The following is a 19,752-nucleotide window of genomic DNA, read 5'->3' as shown; positions in this document are numbered from 1 at the left end:
GCCGGCTCGCGTGGCGTCCAGGGTTGTGCCGGGGCTGATCGTTCTGGAAGGCCCGCTGTACGAGCCTCGATCCAGGAGGTGACGTTGCGATCCGCCGTAGCAGCAGGCGTTTCCTGGTCGCGCCCCAGCGTCGCCTCATCCAGCAACGCCAATAGATCGAGCGCTTCGTCATCATGGGTCAGCACAACATAGTTTCTGGTGCGCACGCGCTGGCGGCCAAAATAGAAGACATTGACAGGTTTCGCGCCCTGCTGCCCTCGGCCCATCGCCAGCCACTCCTCATAGGTGCCATAGAAAATGGCCTGGGTCGGACAGACCGTGGCACACATGGGACCTTTGCCCTGGCTGGTTCGATCGTAGCAGAGGTTGCACTTGCGCATATAGTGCCCTTGAAGAGCAAACTTGGGCACCCCGAAGGGACAGGCATAGCCACAGTTTCGGCAGTAGATGCAACGCGTTTCATCAGCCTGGTGCACCACTCCATCGGGACTGACAAGGATGGCCTGGGCCGGGCAAACCTGGGCGCAGGGTGCCAGCGGGTCCTCGCAATGCATACAGACAGTTGGCGAAGAGGCCACCGTATTAACCCGCTCGATGTAATCGATGTAGATCATGCTCTCGCCCCGATGGGTGTCACACTCACGACAGGCGGCCACACAAGAGCGGCAGCCGATGCAGCGCGAAGGATCGAGGAACATCTGCTTGATCGTGACAGTTTCGGGCATGCTCCTTCTCCTCCTTCCTTCTCTTCTCCCCCGCTTGCTTGCTTCTAGCGTGGTTGCGGTACAGCCCGGCGGGCTGCAGCGGGCAGCTCGCGCCGCCGTTCTTGCGCCCGAGCAAGATCCTCTCGATCCAGAGCCTGGGCCCACTCCGGTGGTTCCGGAGCCTTCTCAATAGCCGCCGCGCAGACCTTGAACTCCGGGATTTTCATCATCGGCTCCAGCACCGGGTTCGTGAGCTGGTTGGCCGCCTGGCTCTGCCCATAATGGTAGGGAATAAAGAGGGTGTCGGGGCGAATCGTGCGCACAACCAGGGCGGGAGCCGTCAGCGCTCCACGGCGCGTGCGCACCGTCACCCAGTCCCCGTCGGCGACTCCCAGGCGCTGAGCCGTCTGCTCGTGCAGCTCGACCCAGGGATAAGGCGCCATTTCGCGCAGGAAGGGAATGCGGCGCGTCTGGTTCCCCGAGAGGTAGTGGTAAATCACTCGCCCTGTGGTCAGGACAAAGGGATAGGTCTCGTCCGGCTCTTCCGCCGGCGGAATGTAGGGCACGGCATGGAAGCGCGCTCGCCCATCAGGGAAGCCAAAACGCTCCTCGTAGAGGCGCGGCGTCCCCGGGTGCTCCTCACTGGGACAGGGCCAGAAGACACCTCCCTGTTCCTCGATCTTCTCGTAGCTGATACCCCAATAATCGGACCTGGCCCCGCGCGTACAGAGGCGCAGCTCATCAAAGATGTCGCGCGGCGAGCGATAGGCAAAATACTGACCTTTGCCCAGGCGACGCGCCAGCTCGCAAATCGTTTGCCAGTCCTGCCGTCCCCCGGGTGGATCAACCGCCTGATTGTACTTGATGACGCGCCCTTCCAGCGAGGTTGTGGTCCCCTCTTCTTCGGCCCACAGGTTGCCCGGCAATACCACATCGGCCAGCTCGGCGGTCTCTGAGAGAAAGGGATCGATAACGACAAAGAAATCCAGGCTGCGGAAGGCCCGCTCAGCGGTGTGCAGATCAGGCAGCGAGACCAGCGGATTCGAGCAGATCAGCAAACAGGCACGGATCTCTCCTCGCAGCATGGCCGGGATCATCAGCGTGGCAGGATAGCCAGCATAGGGCAGCTCGTCCTCGCGGATGCCCCAGACCGAGCAGATATAGGCCCGGTCCTCGGGATTCTCGATCTCACGGCACCCTGGCAGTTGAGTGGCCTTCTGACCGACTTCCCTGCCTCCCTGGCCGTTGCCCTGGCCCGTCAGCGTGCTATATCCGGCACCTGGCCGGCCAAAGTTGCCGGTGGCCAGGGCCAGATTGATTGCCGCCAGCCCATTATCGACTCCTTTGCTCTGGTGCTCCAGCCCGCGCGCCGTATAAATCAAGGCCGCCTGCGCTCGCCCGTAGAGACGCGCCGCCTCGACGATGGCTTCCGCTCGCAGGCCGCAGACGCGCGCTACTCGCTCCGGGGGATACTGCTCCGCGAGCGCCCGCGTCTCTTCCCAGCCGACAGTGCGCTCGCGGATGAACGTCTCATTGATCAATCCTTCTTTGATGAGAACATGTAGCATGCCAATGAGCAGGGCCAGATCTGTTCCAGGGCGTAGCGGCAGGAAAATATCGGCGGTGCGGGCGATTGGGGTCTGGCGCGGGTCGGCCACAATCAGCTTACACCCACGATCACGCGCCTGCCAGAGATAGCTGGTGATGATAGGGAAACACTCGCCCACGTTAGCCCCGATGACGAAGATACAATCGGCGTGTAGCATGTCGCTGATCGGGTTGGCCGCCCGGTCAATACCCAGCGCGCGCTCGTTGGCACCGGTGGCAGAAGACATGCACAGGCGCCCATTGTAATCGATATGGCGGGTCCCCAAGGCGACACGCGCGAATTTCCCCATCAGATAGCATTTCTCATTGGTCATCGTTGAGCCGCTGAAGACGGCCACTGCATCCTTGCCATACGTCTGCTGCACCTCCTGGAAGCGTCGGACAATGGTATCAAGCGCCTCGTCCCAGCCCACGGGCTCAAGCGCACTCTTCTTTCCACCCTTGCGCATCAGCGGCTGCGTCAGCCGATCGGGATGGTGGACGAGCTGATAGGCATTGGTTCCCTTGGGGCAGAGCATGCCATGATTGAGGGGAAAATCCTCGCGTGGCTCGACCCCAACCACTTTACCATTCGCCACCTTCAGATACATTCCACACTGTACCCCACAGAAACAGCAGTGCGTGGGAACATAGCGCTCGACATCGAGGCTGGTTTCCCAGGCCGTTGGGACGCTGGTCGTAGCGTGAAAATCGAAGGTTTCTTCCTGGCGCTGCCGCCGCCGAAAGATGCTCTTATCGACAGACATAGCGAACCCCTCTTTACAACAACATAGTGGAGCCAGTCTTGCTCCATTCTGCCTGACAGCTTACAAGAAGCGGTTGCCCTCGGGATCAATGGCGGTCAGCGTCGCCTGCCCACGCGCAATGCGTTTGCACGCAGGGCAAAGATCCTGCCACCAGAGCGCCTGCTCCGGCCTCGTGGTAGAGCTGTCGCGGTGCAGCCTGTAGTCCTCGCCCACCTCCAGCAGCGTTTTCTTGAGATCCTCGATGAAGCGAGCTGGGGCAAAAGCCTCTCCACAGCGTGCGCAGCGCTGCAATGCTGTCCCTTCACCAGTTTTCCAGTACAGCTCGATCCCCACCGTGGCTGGACGCTCGATCAGATGGAAGAATTTGCCAAACGGCAGCGAGATGAGCCAGAGCACCACCACGACCTCGTGGGTCAGCGAAAGATACCAGTAGTAGGCTCCTCCTAACCAGGTGCTATCGGCAGTCAGCGCCAGCCCGCTGACCACAATGGCCAGCAACAACGCCAGAGGAACGATGTCGAAGCCAAAACGCTGAATGCTGATCAGGGCCAGGTCGTGAAAGCGACGGTGAAGAGCCAGAACCAGCCCAACCAGCAGCAGCAGGGCGGTGATATCGAGCGCATGATAAATAAGGAATCCGAGGACTGACTCCGGGCGGAACGAAAAGAGGGGGAAGCCGAAGAACCAGAGCAGGTGCTCGCCAGCCGGCGTCAGCGTCATACGAATCCAGCCAAAGGTGAGTGGGAAGGTGATGCAGCAGGACAACAGCACCCCCCAGAAGATGCACTGATGCATGATCCAGCGATAGAGGCCGCGACGGCGGATGAATTGCTGAGAAAAGAGATCGAGGATTGCCAGCGGTATCAGGGTCGTATAGCGTCGGAAGTTCTCGTAGGAGAAGAAGAGCCTCCAGCTGCGTCGCCAGTAGCGTCCAGTCGGGGGACGAGCCAGCCAGAAGCTGTACTTATAGGTCACGGCGGCAGCGGCGAAGATGGTGGCCACAACATAGCCGATGAGAGCCGCGTCAAACCAGTGAAAGCCGCGTGACCCAAGAGCGATCAGACCGGTCAGGGCAGCCGCAGCCAGGACGCCGTAGAGGACACAACGGGCGCGTAGCCCCAAATGAAGCCGGAGTCGACTGTTCCCGGTCGATAGCTGGCGGGCAGGTTCCGGGATGCCTTGCCGTTGGGTAGCTGCCTGACTCATTACCCGCTCCTTTCTCATGGCTCATGAGGGCTGATGGCCCGCTCCAGCGCGCTGCTGGCCAGAGCGGGCAGGGTGAGATACGAAAGCGCTGACTACCCTGCTGCGTGTAGAGCACAGCTCAGCCACAAGGCGCGTGCTCCTCTCCTTTGAGACTACTATACCATGCTTTTCGGGTCTCTGCCCGGAGAGGACGTCACGCTTTCGTCACGCTTCAATCTTGTCTTTGGGTACACTGCTCTTCTCCTTCTTGCTCTGCCCTCCAGAGAGGTCAAAGATCGACCACCGTCAGAGGCAAAGAGGGCTGTGATCCTCTTGTGAGTTCAGCTCTCACGGTCGAGACCGTATTGTGTGCTCGCCTTGCAATACTGCAGGAAAAGACCGTGTGCTGAGCTACGCTGAGTGAGCCGGCTCGCACCCGGCAACAGCGGAGGAGGTTCTGCATGTTTCAACGTATCCTTGTCCCGCTTGATGGCTCATCGCGCGCAGAGCAGGCGCTTCCGTTGGCGGTTCGTCTGGCGCGCGCTGGTGGAGGCAGCCTGATTCTGGCGCGTATCGTCCAGCCTGGTACCGCGCTGCTCTGGGCTCCAACCACGCTTGATCCGGTGACCATGCGCTCATGGCTGGAGAGTGCCACAGAAGCGGCAGAAGCTTATTTGCAGCGTGTTGCCGCTCTTCCGATGCTCCAGGGCGTGCCTACAGAAAAAGTCGTGCGCTCGGGCCTCCCGGCGGATCAGCTGCTGCGTCTTGTGCCAGAGGTCGGCGCTGATCTCCTGGTACTGTGCAGCCACGGCTACCGCGGTCTGCAGCGCTGGGCACTAGGCAGCGTTGCACTCAGGCTGATCCGTCACGCGCCTATCCCTGTCCTGGTGCTTCGTTCTCATGGCGAGATGCTGGCCGGTCCGCAGCCAGGATACGAACGCCCCTTCCGGGCTGTCGTCCCGCTTGATGGCTCTGTGCACGCCAAGGCAGCATTGGAGCCTGCTGCGGCTCTGATCCATGCGCTGGCCACCCCGGCGCCTGCCGCCCTGCATCTGCTGGCTGTTGTGGAGGTCGATGAGGAAGAGCCTGCCGATGAGACGGCCAGGCACGAGCGCGAACGGCGCCTGGCCCGGGCCCGACGCTATCTGGCGACCACTGTGGAGCAGATCCGCGCCGGGCTTGTCGCCCCACAGGTCGCTGGCCTGCAGCTAGAGTTGACCTGGTCGGTGCATGCCGGCACCGATGTGGCGCAGACGATCCTCGATGTAGCAGAGCGCGGCCAGGATCTTGCAGGCGAGCCTCTCCCTGGAGGCAGCGATCTGCTGGCCATGTCGACGCACGGCAGAGAGGGTCTCAATCGCTGGCTTCTGGGGAGCGTGACCGAGCGTGTGCTGGAACGGACCCGCCTGCCGCTCCTGGTCGTTCGTCCCCAGGGAATCGAGGAGACCCCGCGTACGCCTTGGGGCACGCTGCAGGACGACCTTGACTGAGCAGGGACCAATCCGCGGGAGCAACTGGTGCAAGAGAGCCACAGCCACTGGCCCCGAAGGAGCCAGCACGCACAGCGCTGCGAGGCAGATGCGCTGCTGGCTCCTTCGCGCTCGCCTGCTCCCCTGACGAGCAGCCTTCTTGATCAGTCTCTTCTCACAAGAGATAAGTCGCCTGCATCAGTTGCTCCTCGGGATTGTAGGTCAGCTGAAAGCCGAGCTTGCGGCAGATCCGCAACATGGCCTGGTTCTCCGGCAGAATGCGGCCCTGCAAGCGGCGCAGACCCTCCTGCTGAGCAATCTTCATCAAGCGCCGCAGCAACTCCGTTCCCAGCCCTTGCCCCTGTACCTGGTCGGCGACCAGCAGCGCAAACTCGGCCTCCTCTCCCCCGGGCAGCTTGATCAGGCGTCCGATTCCCAGCAGGGTCTCTGCACCAGCGCCCGACGGCTCCTCATGAGCAACGGCCACCAGAGCCAGCTCCCGATCATAGTCAATGAAGCAGCGATCCACCAGCCGCTCATGGGCGATGCGCTGACTCAGACCAAGGACATGGAGCCAGCGCAGGTAGACACTACGCTCCGAGAGCCGCTCGTGGAAGCGCGCCATCAGCGGCTCGTCTTCCGGTCGAATCGGACGGATCGTCACCAGCGTGCCACGAGGCAGCTGCCAGCTTCCGATATAGTGGCTCGGGTAGGGGCGGATTGCCGGGCGCGGCAGCTCTGCTTCCGGAACGTCGAGAGGGTGCAGCGCGATGCGGGCATCGAGCGCGAGCAGATGATCGCCCGCTGCCAGCAAGGGGTTAATGTCGCACTCCCTGATCAGCGGCTGCTCGACCAGGAGCAGGCTGAAACGCACCAGCAGGCGTTCGAGCGCCGCCAGATCCACCGCCGGCAAGCCAGCGGCCCCATGCTGGAGAGCAGTAAAGATGCGTGTTCGCTCCAGCAGGCGCCGGGCCAGCGTCGTGGTCAGCGGGGGGAGCGCCAGGGCAGTGTCGCGCTGTACTTCAACCAGACGCCCACCGCTGCCAAAGAGCAGCACTGGCCCAAATTGTGGGTCACAGAAGCTGCCTACGATCAACTCGTAGCCCTCCAGCGTCATCATCGGCTGCACCGTGACCCCCTGCATGTGCTCGGGGCCAGCATGGCGCTCCGCGGCCTCGGCGATGGCTCGATAGGCCTGCCGCACCTCCTCCGCTGTCCGCAAGGCAAGACGGACACCCCCAATGCGACTTTTGTGGGTAATCGTTGACGAGAGCAACTTGAGAACCACCGGATAGCCGAGCAGCTCCGCCTGCTGGACTGCCTCCTCTTCGGTGAGCGCGATGCGGGTCTCGACGGTCGGAATGCCGTATACCTGAAGCACCGCCTTCGCCTCCGGCTCGCTGAGCAGCGTGTGCCCAACCTGGCGGGCCCTGGTCAGCCAGCCAGCGACCTGCACGCGCCGATTGGCGCTCTCCTCGGGGTCATCCACCGGACTGGGTGTCTCGTAGAGGCTCTGTAGATGCTTGCTGGCTCTCCACATGGCGCAGAAAGCGCGGGCCGCTGTATCCGGGGAGGCCCATACGGGGATGCCGGTGCGCGTGAGAATCTCGCGGCCTGCAGTCACGCTGCTGCCCCCCATCCAGCTTGCCAACACTGGCCGTTTGTAGCCAGCTACGGCCTCGACAACGCGCTCGGCTGTGCGGGTGGGGTCACTCATAGCCTGGGGAGTCAGGATAATCAGCAGGCCATCGCTGGCTGGCTCACGAGAGAGAACAGTGATGGCCCGGGTATAGCGTTCGGGATCGGCATCTCCCAGGATATCTACCGGGTTCTGGTGGCTCCAGTAGGCAGGTAGCTGTGCATCAAGGGCGGCCCGTGTCTCCGGGGAGAGCGGGGTCAGCGCCCCGCCGGCCTTCGCCAGAGCATCGGCGGCCAGCACCCCAGCACCACCCGCATTGGTCACGATGGTTAAGTGCGGCCCTTGGGGACGTGGCTGCCGCGCCAGGACCTCTGCCATCGCGAACAGCTCGTCGATGCTCTCCACCAGCAGCAGGCCGCAGCGGCTGCAGGCTGCCTCAAAGACCTCCTGGCGCACGGCAAGGGCGCCCGTGTGGGAGACGGCGGCCTGCAAGGCCTCGGGAGTCTGGCCTCCCTTCAAGAGGATCACCGGTTTGCGCCGGGCCACAGCCCGCGCTGCGGAGAGGAAGGTCCGGGCGTCGCCCACGGTCTCCAGATAGAGCAGCACAGAGCCTGTCTGGGGATCATCTCCCAGGTAGTCCAGGAGTTCCCCCCAGCCGAGATCAAGCATCGAACCGACCGAGACGAAGGCGCTGAAGCCAATGCGCTCCTGCAAGCTCCAATCGAGGATGGCGCTGCACAAGGCCCCGCTCTGGCTCAGAAAGGCGATCTGCCCCGGCAAGGCCATGCCGCTGGCAAAGGTGGCGTTCAGCCCAATGCGCGGGTTCATCAGTCCCAGGCAATTAGGGCCGAGGAGGCGCAACCCGCCGTGCCGTGCCTCTGCCAGAATCTGGCGCTCCAGTGCCTGGCCGGTTGGCCCGCGCTCGCGAAAACCGGCAGAGAGAATGATGGCCCCTTTGACTCCGGCGGCCACGCAGTCGGCGATTACGGCGGGTACGGTCTCCGCCGGTGTGGCAATCACGGCCAGCTCCACTGGCTCGGGCAGGTCTGTGATACGCGGATAGGCGCGTACGCCAAGCACACTGGAGCGATGGAGATTGACTGGGAAGACAGAGCCGCCGAAGGGAGCGGTGGTCAGGTTCGAGAAGACAGCCCGTCCGACGCTTCCTGGGCGCTCCGTGGCTCCGATGACCGCCAGGCTGCGAGGGGCGAAGAACACCCGCAGGGGATGCGAAAAAGGCAGATCAAAAAGCGTGGTCGGCTGCGGCTGCCCCTTCTGCGTTGCAGAGGCTCCCGGCAAGGGTTGGGACTGGGGCATCGTTATGGCTCCTTTCCTCATCGCGTGAGAGCGTGCCAGTATACTGTTCGTCTCGATCACCAGCCTAGCGTGCTCAGCTCACGATATACTCTCCTGCCTTGCCATCTCTCTCTCGATCCCATCACGAGAGAGCGCCAAAGGAGACGTTGCCTGTCTCTCATCTCTCCGGCGCTTCTGTGAGTGCATTGTGATCAGATCGGGCAGCGCAGTGAGCAGGCGGAAAGAGCGAAAGAGAATGATATTGTCTGAAGCCGGGCAATGAGTGAGCCTGGCTTGTGCAAGCCCATGACGTGCTCAAGTAATGAGGTGAGCCAGATGATGTGGAGTTTTGGTTGTGGAGGCATGCTCTGGATGTGGCTCGGGGCTGCCCTTGGCTGATCGTGCTGGCAACCCTAGCCTGGGTCCTGTTCCGCCTGGCCCGAGGGAAAGGCTGGCTCTCAGGAGAGCGGTCTCGCCCGTCTCCTTCGGGGTCGGATCGCTCTCCTCTGCGGATTCTTCAGGAGCGCTATGCACGCGGGGAAATCGACGCCGCGACCTTTGACGAAATGCTGGCCCGCCTGCGGGCCTCTGAGGAGAGCCGGCCATGATCCTGGAGCGTCACCTTCTGCTACGGGTGCGCCTGGACCCGTAGGCCGGTTCTCTGGCCAGTTGGCAGCAGGCGACCTTTCACCAGCTCGACCAGCGTCAGGTAGGTCAGCGTAGCGACTGCCAGGAAAAGGAAGTAGCCGGCAGGCAACGGCACAAAGCCTAGTGGGGTAGCCAGCGGCGTCCAGGGCAGCAGCAGCCCGCAGCCAACCACCGCCAGGGTGGTGAGCGTTAGGGGCAGGCTGGGGCGACTGCGCAGTGGATGCCCGGCGGTACGGATCACAAAGATCACCAGGGTTTGTGTCGCCAGGGACTCAATGAACCAGCCTGTGTGAAAGAGGGTCTCGGAGGCATGAAAGACCGCGAGCATGACAAAAAAGGTCAAGAAATCGTAGAGTGAACTGATGGGTCCGACCAGCAGCATGAAGCTGCGGATCAGGCCAATGTTCCAGCGCTGCGGCTTGAGCATCAGACTGGCATCGACGCGGTCGGTGGGAATCGTGACCTGGGCCAGATCGTAGAGGAAGTTATTGAGCAGAATCTGGGCCGGCAGCATCGGGAGAAAAGGCAGGAAGAGAAAGGCCCCAGCCATACTAAAGACGTTACCAAAGTTGGAACTGGTGCCCATAAGGAGGTACTTCATCACGTTACCGAACGCTTTGCGCCCCTCCAGAATGCCAGCGTGGAGCACCTGCAGGCTCTGCTCCAGGAGGAGAATGCTGGCGGCCTCCCTGGCGATGTCAACAGCGCCGGCAACGGAGATTCCTACATCTGCCGTGTGTAGCGAGGGCGCGTCATTGATGCCATCACCCAGGAAGCCCACGACATGCCCACGGCGTTTGAGGGCCAGTAAAATACGACTTTTCTGAGCAGGAGAGACACGGGCGAAGAGGGTAACGTGCTCTACTGCCCCGAGCAAGGCGGCATCGCTCATCCGCTCTAGCTGACTGCCTACCAGCGTGCGCGATGGATCTAGCCCTACCTGGCGACAGATATGGCGCGCCACTAGCTCGTTATCACCCGTGACGATCTTGACCTGGACGCCGTCCCGCGCGAGGGCGGCAATGGCTTCGGCGGCGCCGACCTGTGGGGGATCGACAAAGGTCAGCAATCCTAACAAGGTCAGGTCCTGTTCATCTGCCTGGCTATAGCGCTCCTGCTGAGGCAGCGCGCGATAGGCCACGGCGAGCACGCGCAATCCTTCCTGGCTGAAGTGCCGATGGAGAGCTTCTGCCTCGCTTTGCAGGGCGGCTGTCAGTGGTTGGGATACGCCTTCAAGTTCGCAGGTGGAGCAGAGCGGAAGGATATGCTCAGGGGCGCCTTTGACAATAAGGAAACGCTCGGCTGTGTCGGTCTGCTCGACGATGACAGAGAGGCGGCGCCGCTCGAAATCAAAGGGGATTTCGCCGCACTTACGATAGGGGGCCAGCGAGAAGGAGCCGCTGCGTTGAATCGCTTGATCGAGCGGGCTGTTGAAGCCAGCCTGCAGGGCGCTATTGAGGTAGGCAAAGAGAAGAGTTCGCTCGGAAGTCTGCCCCCGTAGATCACAGGCATCTTGCAGCGTCATCTCTCCTCGGGTCAGTGTCCCGGTTTTATCCGTGCACAGGATATCAATGCTGCCGAAGTTCTGGATCGCTTCCAGATGCTTGACGATCACCTTGCGTCTGGCCATGCGCACGGCTCCCTGCCCCAGGGTAATGGTGACGATCATCGGCAGAAACTCAGGAGTTAGCCCAACAGCCAGCGCCAGGGCAAAAAGCACCGACTCAAAGAGCGGATGATGCAGGAGGACCCCGGTTAAGAAAACAAAGAACGTTAAAAAGAAGACTGTCTCAAGAATGAGGAAGCTGAAGTGGCGAAGCCCGCGCTCAAACTCGGTCTCAGGCGGGCGCTGAGCCAGACGAATGGCTACATCACCGAAAGCCGTCCGTGGGCCAGTTGCCACCACGAGGGCAAGGGCGCTACCGCTCACCACAGAGGTGCCAAGGAAGACCCAGTTGGGAGCTTCTGCAGGGTGGGCCAGCGTGGTCACTTCTTCTTCGGCTCGTTTGGCGACCGGCAGCGATTCCCCCGTGAGCGCGGCCTGCTGCACATGGAGATCCAGAGCTTCAATCAGACGGGCATCTGCTGGCACCAGGTCGCCGGCGGCCAGACGAATGACGTCGCCAGGGACCAGCAGACGGCGGGGGAGGTCTTGCCAGTGGCCATCGCGTAAGACATGGGCCACCGGGGCAACGGACGAGCGCAGGCGCTCGACGGCCCGCTGGGAGCGATAGCTCTGCAAGAAGTTCAGCAGCAGGCTCAGGAGAACGATAATCGCGATGATGAGGGCATTAGTCAGCTCACCGAGCAAGGCAGAGACCAGGCTCGCTAGCAGCAGGACGGCAACTAACGGATTGAGGAAGAGCCGCACGAGCTGGGCTATCCCCGAGCTGGTCCGTTCAGCCGCGACCTCGTTGGGGCCAAACTGGCGCAGGCGGCGGCGCGCCTCTTCCTCAGTGAGTCCTTGGGCTGAGGAGCGGACTTCGGCCAGAAGCTGGCTGAGCGATTGACTGTAGCGTGAGCTAACGGTGGTTGTCATGGTTGGCTCTCTCTGGCAGGGCATAAGCATTGCTCCTTTTTACCCTGGTAGCAGGTAGGAACAGAAGCACTCCAAATTTATCAACCTGTCATCACGGGGAACTCACAGAAATCTCAGGGAGAGTTACAGTGCTATCACAATGCTTCGTTCCCTACCTTGTCCGGCGAGTGAAGCAGACCGGTGAAGCCAAGCCAGACAAGGCGCTGCTCTCCCTTGTGTGACTTTCTGCGGCGGAGAGCGCTCCGTGAGACAGGGCTGACAGACTGTGATGGACATGTGAGCACCGGCATGTATCCTGATGGTAAGGAACAGCGTTCCCTGGAGTGGAATATCTCCCCTCTACCGGGGAGTCAGCAAGGAAGAAGGATAGCCAATTATGCCCGTGATCCATCGGCGTCAATCTGCTCTTCAGCAGCGTCAGCCCGTCCCAGAAGACGGGGAGGAATCAACAGCTCCCTTATCTTCTCAGTATATCCCCGCCCAGTTAGCGCCGATTCAACCACCGCAGCGCTTCGGCCTCAAGGCCCTGATGGATTTGTTGCGCCATTATCCCCTGCCTTCCGCCGCGCTGATGTTGCTGCTCGTAGCGTCCCTCAGCTGGCTGATCGGACGCGCTGACCTTGCACACTGGACGCTCCTGGTGATCACGGTGATAGGAGGCATTCCCCTGAGCTGGCAGACGCTGCAGCAGCTCAGCCGTCGAGAACTGAGCGTCGATCTCATCGCGATTCTAGCAATCATCGGGGCGCTCCTTGCAGGAGAGTATCTGGCTGGAGCTTTTGTCGTGCTGATGCTCTCAGGAGGCGAAGCCCTGGAGGCTTATGCGCTCCGGCAGGCTCGTCGCTCTCTTTCGGCGCTGGCCGAGCGTGCGCCGCGCATCAGCCATATCTGGCGTGGGCAGGAGCTGGTTGATCTACCCGCCGAGGAGATTGAAGCTGGCATGGTCGTGGTTGTCAAACCCGGCGAGCTGGTTCCTGTGGATGGCACGGTGGTTACTGGTTCTTCGTACGTGAGTGAGGCCGATTTGACGGGCGAAGCGCTGCCTCAGCCAAAGGCTGTGGGGGCGACCGTGCTCTCCGGCAGCCTCAATCTCGATCGCCCGCTCGAAGTGCGCGCCAGCCGGCGCAGCATTGAGAGCAAATATGCTCAGATAGTGCGCCTGGTCGCCGCGGCGCAGGAGCAGAAAGCACCGCTCCACCGTCTGGCCGATCGCTACAGTGTCCTCTTTACCGCAGCAAGCCTGTCGCTCGCTGCGCTGGCCTGGCTGCTTACAGGGAGCGGTATCACGGCTCTGGCCGTGCTCGTAGTAGCTACCCCCTGCCCTCTGATTCTGGCCACGCCGATCGCCATCATGTCGGGCATTGACCGGGCGGCCCGGGCCGGCATCATTGTCAAGAGCGGCGCGACCGTGGAAGCTCTCGGCGAGGTACAGGTGGCCGTCTTTGATAAGACCGGGACCTTGACCCTGGGGGTGCCTTCCGTCTCCAGGCTCTGGCGAGCACCGGCGTCGGAAGTGCCTGCTGAGGCTCCTCTCCTCGATGATGCTACCTTGTTGCGCCTGGCGGCCTCGGTGGAGCAGCTTTCCTCTCACATCCTGGCGCGGGCCATTGTCGAATCCGCTCGCGCGCAAGGGCTGGTTCCTGGATTAACTGAGCAGTTCCAGGAGGTCTTTGGCAAAGGGGCCGCGGGGCGCGTCCGTCTGACTGCGGCGCCGGAGGAGCCGGTCTATGAGGTCACAGTAGGCAACCGCACCTTTCTGCGTCAGCGCGGGATCGCCCTCCCGCCGGCCCTCTTGCAGGCCCGCGAGCAGTGGACGGCTGCCGGCCAGATCGCCAGCTTCCTGGCCGTTAATGGTTACTGCCTGGCGCTGATCGTCCTGGAAGACCGACCCCGGGCTGATCTTGCTCAACTCATGGCTGACCTCAAGCAAGCAGGTATTGAGGAAACAGTGCTCCTGACCGGCGACGGCGAGGAAGTGGCCCAGCGGATCAGGGCGCTCGCGGGCATGGACCGCGCGGTAGCGCGCTGCTTACCAGAAGAGAAAGTCCAGGTCATCCGCGATTATCTCAACAGAGGGCGCAAGGTATTGATGGTCGGCGATGGGGTCAACGATGCGCCCGCGCTGGCCACCGCCACTGTGGGGATCGCCATGGGACAGCAGGGGCTGACCGCAGCAGCCAGCGTTGCAGATGCTGTGCTCCTCTCCGAGGAGGTACAGCGCATCGCCACCGCTGTTCGGCTTGGGCGCGGTGTCATGCGCATCGCCCGCCAGGGGATCTGGGTAGGAATGGGATTGAGCGCGACAGCGATGCTGCTGGCGGCCTTTGGCTGGATACCACCGGCTGCAGGCGCCATTCTGCAGGAGGGCATTGACGTCCTTGTCATTTTCAATGCCTTGCGAGTGAGCCACATCCCGCTCCGCTAGAAGCCGGGCAGCGGTGCTGTGAGCGTCCTGTGAGCATTTGCCAAAGCCTGGAGAGGTAGCCGTGCGGTGCAGATGCTATGGTTCTATTGACAGGGGCAGCTGGGATTCGCTCGGGGGCAGAACGAAAGGCCTTGCTCTCTTGTCCCGGGCAGGAAGGTGCTACCAGTTGGCTTCTACCAGCGGGGTGGCTCAGGGCCGACACGGCAAAGGCGCCGTGGCAACCAGATAGGCGGGGCAGTCTGGCAGCGACCTTCCTGCCTCCTGTCAGATCGGCATCTTCAGCGCATCGTGTTGCTGAGCCATCTGAGGAGATACATCATGCCAACGCCATCGGTCATACAGGAAGCAGAGGCCATGATCACCACTGTTTTGACAGGGAGGGTACCGGCCCGGGTGGCAGGCACCCAGCCCCAGTCGACACCTGCCGCTTCAGCTCCTCATCTGGTGCAGACTCATGCTTCCGTGGTTGTGCTCCTCCCTGATCTAGTTTATAAATTGAAGAAGCCGGTGAATCTGGGCTTTCTCGATTACTCGACTCCGATGCAGCGCCGCCAGTGGTGTCAGGAGGAGGTCCTCGTGAATGCCCCGCTGGCGCCCGGCATCTATCTGGGCGTGGCCCCCATTGTGCGCACCCAGCAAGAGGAGATGCATATCGGCCCGATCTTCTCGCCAGAGCGCGTGCCAGATCCCGCCTCTCCCCTCGAAGGTGGCACGGTGGTTGACTATGCGGTAGTCATGCGCCGCCTCCCCGAAACGGCAACCCTGGCCGGCTGGCTCCAGCGCGGTCGCCTCTCAGCGGCGATGCTGGAAGCGGTTGCCCGACGTCTGGCCGCCTTCCACGCCGGGGCTCGCGCAGATGAGGAAGTACGCCGCTATGGCCAGCCAGAGCTGTTAGCCTTCAACTGGCAGGAGACTTTGACCCAGCTTCAGCCTTACCTTGGTCGCACCCTGGATCAGTCAGCCTATGAGCAGATTCAACGCTACGTCGAGCGGTTTCTCGCGCAGCGACGGGCACTGTTGCTGGGACGCATCGCCCAGGGGTGCATCCGAGATGGGCATGGTGATCTCCGCCTCCAGCACGTCTACTGGCTGGAGCCTCCCCCCACGGACAGCCAGCAGGAGCCTCAGCTTCTTTTTCTGGACCGGATCGAGTTCAATACCCGCTTTCGCTATGCTGACGTCGCTGCCGAGGTAGCTTTCCTGGCGATGGAGCTGGAGTACAGCGCACGTACGGACCTGGCGGATGCTTTTGTCGATGCCTATGCACGAACCACAGAGGATGAGAACTTACGCGAGGTGCTGCCTTTCTATCTGTGCTATCGGGCCTGCGTGCGTGGCAAGGTGGCCTCGCTGCTGCTGGATGAACCGGAGATTCCTGCGGAGGAGCGCGATCAGGCCCAACAGCAGGCGAGAGCCTTATTTGCTCTGGCCGCGCATTATGCCAGCCGACCTGCCGGGGCAACGCTGGTCATGATCGGCGGCTTGATGGGCACGGGCAAAAGCACGCTGGCGCGGGCCCTCCAACAAACGACTGGGGCGGCGCTCTTTTCGTCCGATGTGATCCGCAAACGTCTGGCAGGCCTCGCTCCCGACGAGACGCGGGCTGAAGCTTTTGGAGAGGGAATCTATGCCCCGGCCTGGAGAACGCGCACCTATCAGGCGCTCCATGCCCTGGCCATCCTGGCCCTGCAGGCAGGGCGCTCGGTGATTCTGGATGCCTCCTTTCTGCGACGTGAAGATCGGCAGATCATGGCCCAGGCCGCTGCTGCCCAGGGCGTCCCCGCTTTCTTCATTGAGTGTTTTTGTCCGAAAGAAGAAGCCTTAGCGCGGCTCCGCCATCGCTGGAGCCAGCGCCAGCGAGTCGCCACCCCAGGCTCAAGCAGCACCGGCGAGGTGCCGCAGCGATCGAACATAGCCGAGGCCTCTGACGGGCGACCAGACCTCTACGATGCCCAGTGTGCTCACTGGCAGCCATGCCTGCCGGCGACGGAGAAGATCACCGGGGTGCCATTGCGGACAGACCGTCCGCTGCCGATGCTGCTTGCCCAGTTGCTCGACATCCTGGGTCAGCCGCACCTGGCCTGTCGCCTTGTGTCGCCCTAAGCTTTGAGCTTCTGCTCGAAACGAAAGAGCGGAGAGAAGCCGCTTGCCTCCTGCAAGCGGCTTCCCTTCCATCCTGTCAGGCAGGTGGCGCGACGGGTGTTGGTCTGGCTCCTTTTCCCCCATTCCAGCTCTCGCTGATTGTTACTGGCCTCTCTTCGAGAACTGCTGAACAGTACTGTGGAGCATCTGCGTTAATGCCCCGACGGGAACAAGAAGAATGGGGAGACGGATACGCTGTAAGAGGCGTTCCGCGACGCTCCCCAGCCGGCGCTGCTCCGCCTCATTGACTCCCCAGGCACTGACGAGCAGTAAGTCAGGTGAGCGGGTACCATTCTGGCCAGAAATTGGCTCAGCGGGCAGGATTGCCTGTCCAATGGCCCGCACTATATCAGAATCGACCACCACAGACCAGGTGATCGCCGGCGGCCTCGCTGAGGCAGTTTCGCGCCTCCAGAGTCGCTCCAGATCCTTGCCTGCCTGTAGCAGAGACTCCTCCGCCTGACGAATGCGCTGCTGAAGCAGCCAGCTTGCCTTCTCAGGCTCGCCCTGGGTCGGAACAACCACGCGCAACAGGTGCGCCGAGACTTCGGCGTGGGTGGCCAGTGCCTGCATCAGAGCGACCACCGGCTCAAGGGCCACCCTGGCCCAGAGTGATCCATCGAAGGGGATCAGGAACCGTCGCGAATGCCTGGTCTGTAAATCCGCCTGGCCGAGGCTCGTACTATCTTCGCGCCATATCAGAAGAGGAACGGGGGCATGGCGTATCAGTTGATCTGTCACACTACCCACCGACCAGGGACTGGGACCATGACAGGCCAGCACCAGCAAGTCGGCCTGAGTCGCCTCAATCTCGCGCAGGATGGCAGCAGCTGCTTTTCCAGCCCTGGTCCGAGTCTCCACGTGCAGGTCCATGAGTGCAGGGTTCTGGGCCTGGCGCTCAAGGTAGGCCTGTGCTTGAGCAACAGCGGTGAACGTGGCTGCCTCCAGCACCTGTTGACGGTGGAAAAACAGCGGCCATCGCTCAGGCTCCAGATCGACTGCCTGAAACAACAGAACGCTTCCGCGGGCCGCTGCAGCCAGGTGAGCTGCGATGTCTATGGCTTGCTCAGCGTGCTGCGAGCCATCGAGAGGAACAAAAATGCGTTGAAACATGCTCTCTTCCTTCCGCTCCTGGCAACAATCTTCTTCTATGAGGGGAGCTGTAGGGGCTTCAACCTTTCTCCTCCTGACTCATAGCATGATCGCTCCCCTTCTCAGCATGCTCTCAACTCCTCCCTCAGCCTCTCACAGACAGCACTCATCTCCAGACCACTCCAGTGCCATGCCTCTCCCCCGGTCTAGCCTGGCAGGAGAGGAGATGCCTGCAAGGGCCAGGATAGCAGCGGTCCCTGCCGCTGCTGTGACTGTTCTGAGAAGGCCGGTCAGCCTCTCGTGATGGAGTGGTGAGCTGCGGCGCCTATACTGCTGGAACGAGAGGAGTCCCAAAGGCTTCTCTCAAGGGAGGAAGAAGACCAATGGCAGAACGAATGACAGCCCGCGTCAGGCTCGTCGAGGGCCTGAGCTTTGAAGCCGAAGCTGGCTCCGGCCACCATCTCAGACTAGATACCGCGCCGGAGCACGGCGGCCACGATGCAGGCTTTCGTCCGATGGAGCTGCTGCTCATCGGATTGGTCGGCTGTAGCGGGATGGACGTGCTTTCCATCTTGCGCAAGCAGCGTCAGCAGGTGATCTCTTACGAACTCGTCGTTGAGGGTATCCGCTCAGCAACGCATCCGAAGGTCTTCGTAGAAATCAGGGTGGAGCATCTCCTCACTGGAAGAGCGTTGCAGGCCGAGGCAGTGGCCCGAGCGCTTGAGCTATCAGTACAGCGCTACTGCGGCGCCGAGGCCATGCTCAACAAAGTCGCGCGCATTACCCATACGTTGCGGCTGCTTGACGTGGACACAGGACGTGAGATCACCGCGGAGGTAGCTCCCAGCAAGAGTACCACAGCACAGTAAGCACTCAGTCTGCTCAGCCCGGCTGAATTCACTTCTCTGTAGAGACAAGAAGGAAGGAGTCACACGCATCATGGAGAACCGCATGTCGCTGATCGTCTTCTCTGGAACAGCGGACAAGCTCATGGCTGTTGCAACCTTGACCAGTGGGGCTGTCGCGATGGGCCTGGAGGTCGAGCTGTTTCTCACAACGTGGGGATTGCAGGCCTTCCGCAAAGGAGCAGCCCAGACCAATATGAGCATCAGCAAAGATGCCGGCGAGCATGGGCCTGCCCTGCTGGAGCAGATGCGTAAAAAGCAGGTTCCTGGCTGGCTGGAAACACTGCAGCAGGCACGCGAGCTGGGTCAGATGCATGTCTATGCCTGTGCTATGACCCTGGAGCTGCTCGATATGAAGCTAGAAGATCTTGAGCCGATAGTCGATGAAGTCGTCGGAGTGGCGACCTTCATCGAGCGCGCCAGCGAGAGCCGCATCACCCTTTTCATCTGAGACCTGCCCCCTTCGCCTTTATTGGGAAGAGTAATCAGGCAAATGGACAGACGGGCAAGAGCTAGAAAGGAGGATACCATGCCAGAGAAGCCAGGAGAAATCCAGGTTGATAAGGAAATCGATGCTCGGGGCAGCTTCTGCCCCGGCCCCCTGATGGAGCTGATACGTGGGATCAGGGCCATTCCGGTTGGGGGAACACTAGCACTCCTCTCCAGCGATCCTGGTTCGGCCCGTGATATTCCGGCCTGGGTGCAGAAAGCCGGGCACGAATTGCTGGGGGTTTTCCCTGAGCAGGAATATACCCGTTTCGTTGTCCGCAGGAAACGCTAAGCAGGCAGAGAGAGAGGTACGCCTATGCCTCGACAGATTATCATCATCGGTGGAGGGGTCGGAGGCACGATCACGGCCAATATGCTGGCGCGGCAGTTACGCCCACATGAGGCCGAGATCACTCTTATCGACAGCACCGGAAGGCATGTTTACATGCCATTCTGGCTCTATATGCCCTTCAACGATAGCGATTCTGAGAGCCGCTTGCTGGTCCGTGATGAGCAGACATTGCTGCACCAGCGAGTCCACCTGCTGATAGGGCAGGTAGAACAGATCGATGTGACCAATCATCAGGTCCATGTTTACCAGAGTGGCGCCCTCGAACCAGCTGGTGGCAGGAGAGAAAGCATCCTTGTCTACGATGATCTGGTGCTGGCCACCGGGGCACGGCTCGCTTTCGCCGATCTGCCAGGGCTGGAAGAAGGGCAAGCGACATGGCATCATTTCTACGATACTGCAGGGGCGCTGCGGCTCCGCCAGGCCCTGCGCACGTTTGTTGGCGGGCGCATTGTAATTGCAGTAGCCGGTATCCCCTACCGTTGCCCTCCCGCCCCCCGGGAATTAACCATCCAG

The 19,752-nt window shown here is 61.6% G+C and carries 13 protein-coding genes and 1 pseudogene; 8 read left to right on the top strand and 6 right to left on the bottom strand.

Going from position 1 to position 19,752, the window contains the following annotated elements:
- Positions 1-275: 275 nt before the first annotated feature.
- The 3 genes and pseudogenes from IRZ31_RS21380 to IRZ31_RS11515 form a co-directional block, all read right to left on the bottom strand.
- Positions 276-725 (bottom strand): annotated as a pseudogene (locus IRZ31_RS21380) (4Fe-4S dicluster domain-containing protein); the annotation flags it as partial.
- Positions 726-769: 44 nt separating this feature from the next.
- Positions 770-3,058, bottom strand: coding sequence for a nitrate reductase (locus tag IRZ31_RS11520; protein WP_297153656.1), 2,289 nt, complete (start codon positions 3,056-3,058; stop codon positions 770-772).
- Positions 3,059-3,118: 60 nt separating this feature from the next.
- Positions 3,119-4,264: a hypothetical protein gene (locus tag IRZ31_RS11515; protein ID WP_297153654.1), complete on the bottom strand. Its 1,146-nt coding sequence runs from the start codon at positions 4,262-4,264 to the stop codon at positions 3,119-3,121.
- Between the two features lie 440 nt (positions 4,265-4,704).
- Between IRZ31_RS11515 and IRZ31_RS11510 the strand changes: the two genes are divergently transcribed.
- The gene (locus IRZ31_RS11510) at positions 4,705-5,733 is read left to right on the top strand and encodes a universal stress protein (protein ID WP_297153652.1); all 1,029 of its coding nucleotides are present in this window, start codon (positions 4,705-4,707) and stop codon (positions 5,731-5,733) included.
- 154 nt (positions 5,734-5,887) lie between these two features.
- Here the strand turns inward: IRZ31_RS11510 and IRZ31_RS11505 are convergent, their stop codons facing one another.
- Positions 5,888-8,668, bottom strand: a complete 2,781-nt coding sequence (locus IRZ31_RS11505; RefSeq protein ID WP_297153650.1) for a bifunctional acetate--CoA ligase family protein/GNAT family N-acetyltransferase — start codon at positions 8,666-8,668, stop codon at positions 5,888-5,890.
- A gap of 320 nt (positions 8,669-8,988) precedes the next feature.
- On the opposite strand from IRZ31_RS11505, the gene IRZ31_RS11500 reads away from it, so the two are divergent.
- Positions 8,989-9,255, top strand: a complete 267-nt coding sequence (locus IRZ31_RS11500; protein ID WP_297153647.1) for an SHOCT domain-containing protein — start codon at positions 8,989-8,991, stop codon at positions 9,253-9,255.
- A 20-nt stretch (positions 9,256-9,275) separates the two neighbouring features.
- Here the strand turns inward: IRZ31_RS11500 and mgtA are convergent, their stop codons facing one another.
- Positions 9,276-11,834 (bottom strand): magnesium-translocating P-type ATPase, encoded by a 2,559-nt coding sequence (mgtA, locus tag IRZ31_RS11495; protein ID WP_363325664.1) that lies wholly within the window; start codon positions 11,832-11,834, stop codon positions 9,276-9,278.
- A gap of 376 nt (positions 11,835-12,210) precedes the next feature.
- On the opposite strand from mgtA, the gene IRZ31_RS11490 reads away from it, so the two are divergent.
- Both IRZ31_RS11490 and IRZ31_RS11485 read left to right on the top strand, forming a co-directional pair.
- Positions 12,211-14,259: a heavy metal translocating P-type ATPase gene (locus IRZ31_RS11490; RefSeq protein WP_297153641.1), complete on the top strand. Its 2,049-nt coding sequence runs from the start codon at positions 12,211-12,213 to the stop codon at positions 14,257-14,259.
- 318 nt (positions 14,260-14,577) lie between these two features.
- Positions 14,578-16,362, top strand: a complete 1,785-nt coding sequence (locus IRZ31_RS11485; protein ID WP_297153638.1) for an AAA family ATPase — start codon at positions 14,578-14,580, stop codon at positions 16,360-16,362.
- Positions 16,363-16,503: 141 nt separating this feature from the next.
- On the opposite strand, the gene IRZ31_RS11480 is transcribed toward IRZ31_RS11485, so the two are convergent.
- Complete coding sequence (locus tag IRZ31_RS11480; RefSeq protein WP_297153635.1) at positions 16,504-17,514, bottom strand: universal stress protein; 1,011 nt, start codon at positions 17,512-17,514, stop codon at positions 16,504-16,506.
- Positions 17,515-17,876: 362 nt separating this feature from the next.
- Here IRZ31_RS11480 and IRZ31_RS11475 point away from each other — a divergent pair, with 362 nt between their 5' ends.
- The 4 genes from IRZ31_RS11475 to IRZ31_RS11460 form a co-directional block, all read left to right on the top strand.
- The gene (locus tag IRZ31_RS11475) at positions 17,877-18,362 is read left to right on the top strand and encodes an OsmC family protein (RefSeq protein ID WP_297153632.1); all 486 of its coding nucleotides are present in this window, start codon (positions 17,877-17,879) and stop codon (positions 18,360-18,362) included.
- Between the two features lie 70 nt (positions 18,363-18,432).
- Positions 18,433-18,849, top strand: coding sequence for a DsrE/DsrF/DrsH-like family protein (locus IRZ31_RS11470; RefSeq protein ID WP_297153629.1), 417 nt, complete (start codon positions 18,433-18,435; stop codon positions 18,847-18,849).
- A 78-nt stretch (positions 18,850-18,927) separates the two neighbouring features.
- A complete protein-coding gene (locus IRZ31_RS11465; RefSeq protein ID WP_297153626.1) occupies positions 18,928-19,179 on the top strand; it encodes a sulfurtransferase TusA family protein in 252 nt (83 codons plus the stop codon).
- Between the two features lie 24 nt (positions 19,180-19,203).
- Positions 19,204-19,752: FAD-dependent oxidoreductase (locus IRZ31_RS11460; protein ID WP_297153624.1), on the top strand; the 549-nt coding region annotated here is incomplete at its 3' end.

Source organism: Thermogemmatispora sp. (assembly GCF_019683635.1).
Lineage (GTDB): Bacteria > Chloroflexota > Ktedonobacteria > Ktedonobacterales > Ktedonobacteraceae > Thermogemmatispora.
Note: the sequence above shows the minus strand (reverse complement) of the source record. Positions and strands in the feature narration are given on the sequence as shown.

Coding starts and splice junctions, on each gene's coding strand:
- IRZ31_RS11510 (WP_297153652.1), top strand. CDS start 4,705: ATGTTTCAACGTATCCTTGTCCCGCTTGATGGCTCATCGCGCGCAGAG.
- IRZ31_RS11470 (WP_297153629.1), top strand. CDS start 18,433: ATGGAGAACCGCATGTCGCTGATCGTCTTCTCTGGAACAGCGGACAAG.
- IRZ31_RS11515 (WP_297153654.1), bottom strand. CDS start 4,264: ATGAGTCAGGCAGCTACCCAACGGCAAGGCATCCCGGAACCTGCCCGC.
- IRZ31_RS11465 (WP_297153626.1), top strand. CDS start 18,928: ATGCCAGAGAAGCCAGGAGAAATCCAGGTTGATAAGGAAATCGATGCT.
- IRZ31_RS11485 (WP_297153638.1), top strand. CDS start 14,578: ATGCCAACGCCATCGGTCATACAGGAAGCAGAGGCCATGATCACCACT.
- mgtA (WP_363325664.1), bottom strand. CDS start 11,834: ATGACAACCACCGTTAGCTCACGCTACAGTCAATCGCTCAGCCAGCTT.
- IRZ31_RS11490 (WP_297153641.1), top strand. CDS start 12,211: ATGCCCGTGATCCATCGGCGTCAATCTGCTCTTCAGCAGCGTCAGCCC.
- IRZ31_RS11520 (WP_297153656.1), bottom strand. CDS start 3,058: ATGTCTGTCGATAAGAGCATCTTTCGGCGGCGGCAGCGCCAGGAAGAA.
- IRZ31_RS11475 (WP_297153632.1), top strand. CDS start 17,877: ATGGCAGAACGAATGACAGCCCGCGTCAGGCTCGTCGAGGGCCTGAGC.
- IRZ31_RS11505 (WP_297153650.1), bottom strand. CDS start 8,668: ATGCCCCAGTCCCAACCCTTGCCGGGAGCCTCTGCAACGCAGAAGGGG.
- IRZ31_RS11480 (WP_297153635.1), bottom strand. CDS start 17,514: ATGTTTCAACGCATTTTTGTTCCTCTCGATGGCTCGCAGCACGCTGAG.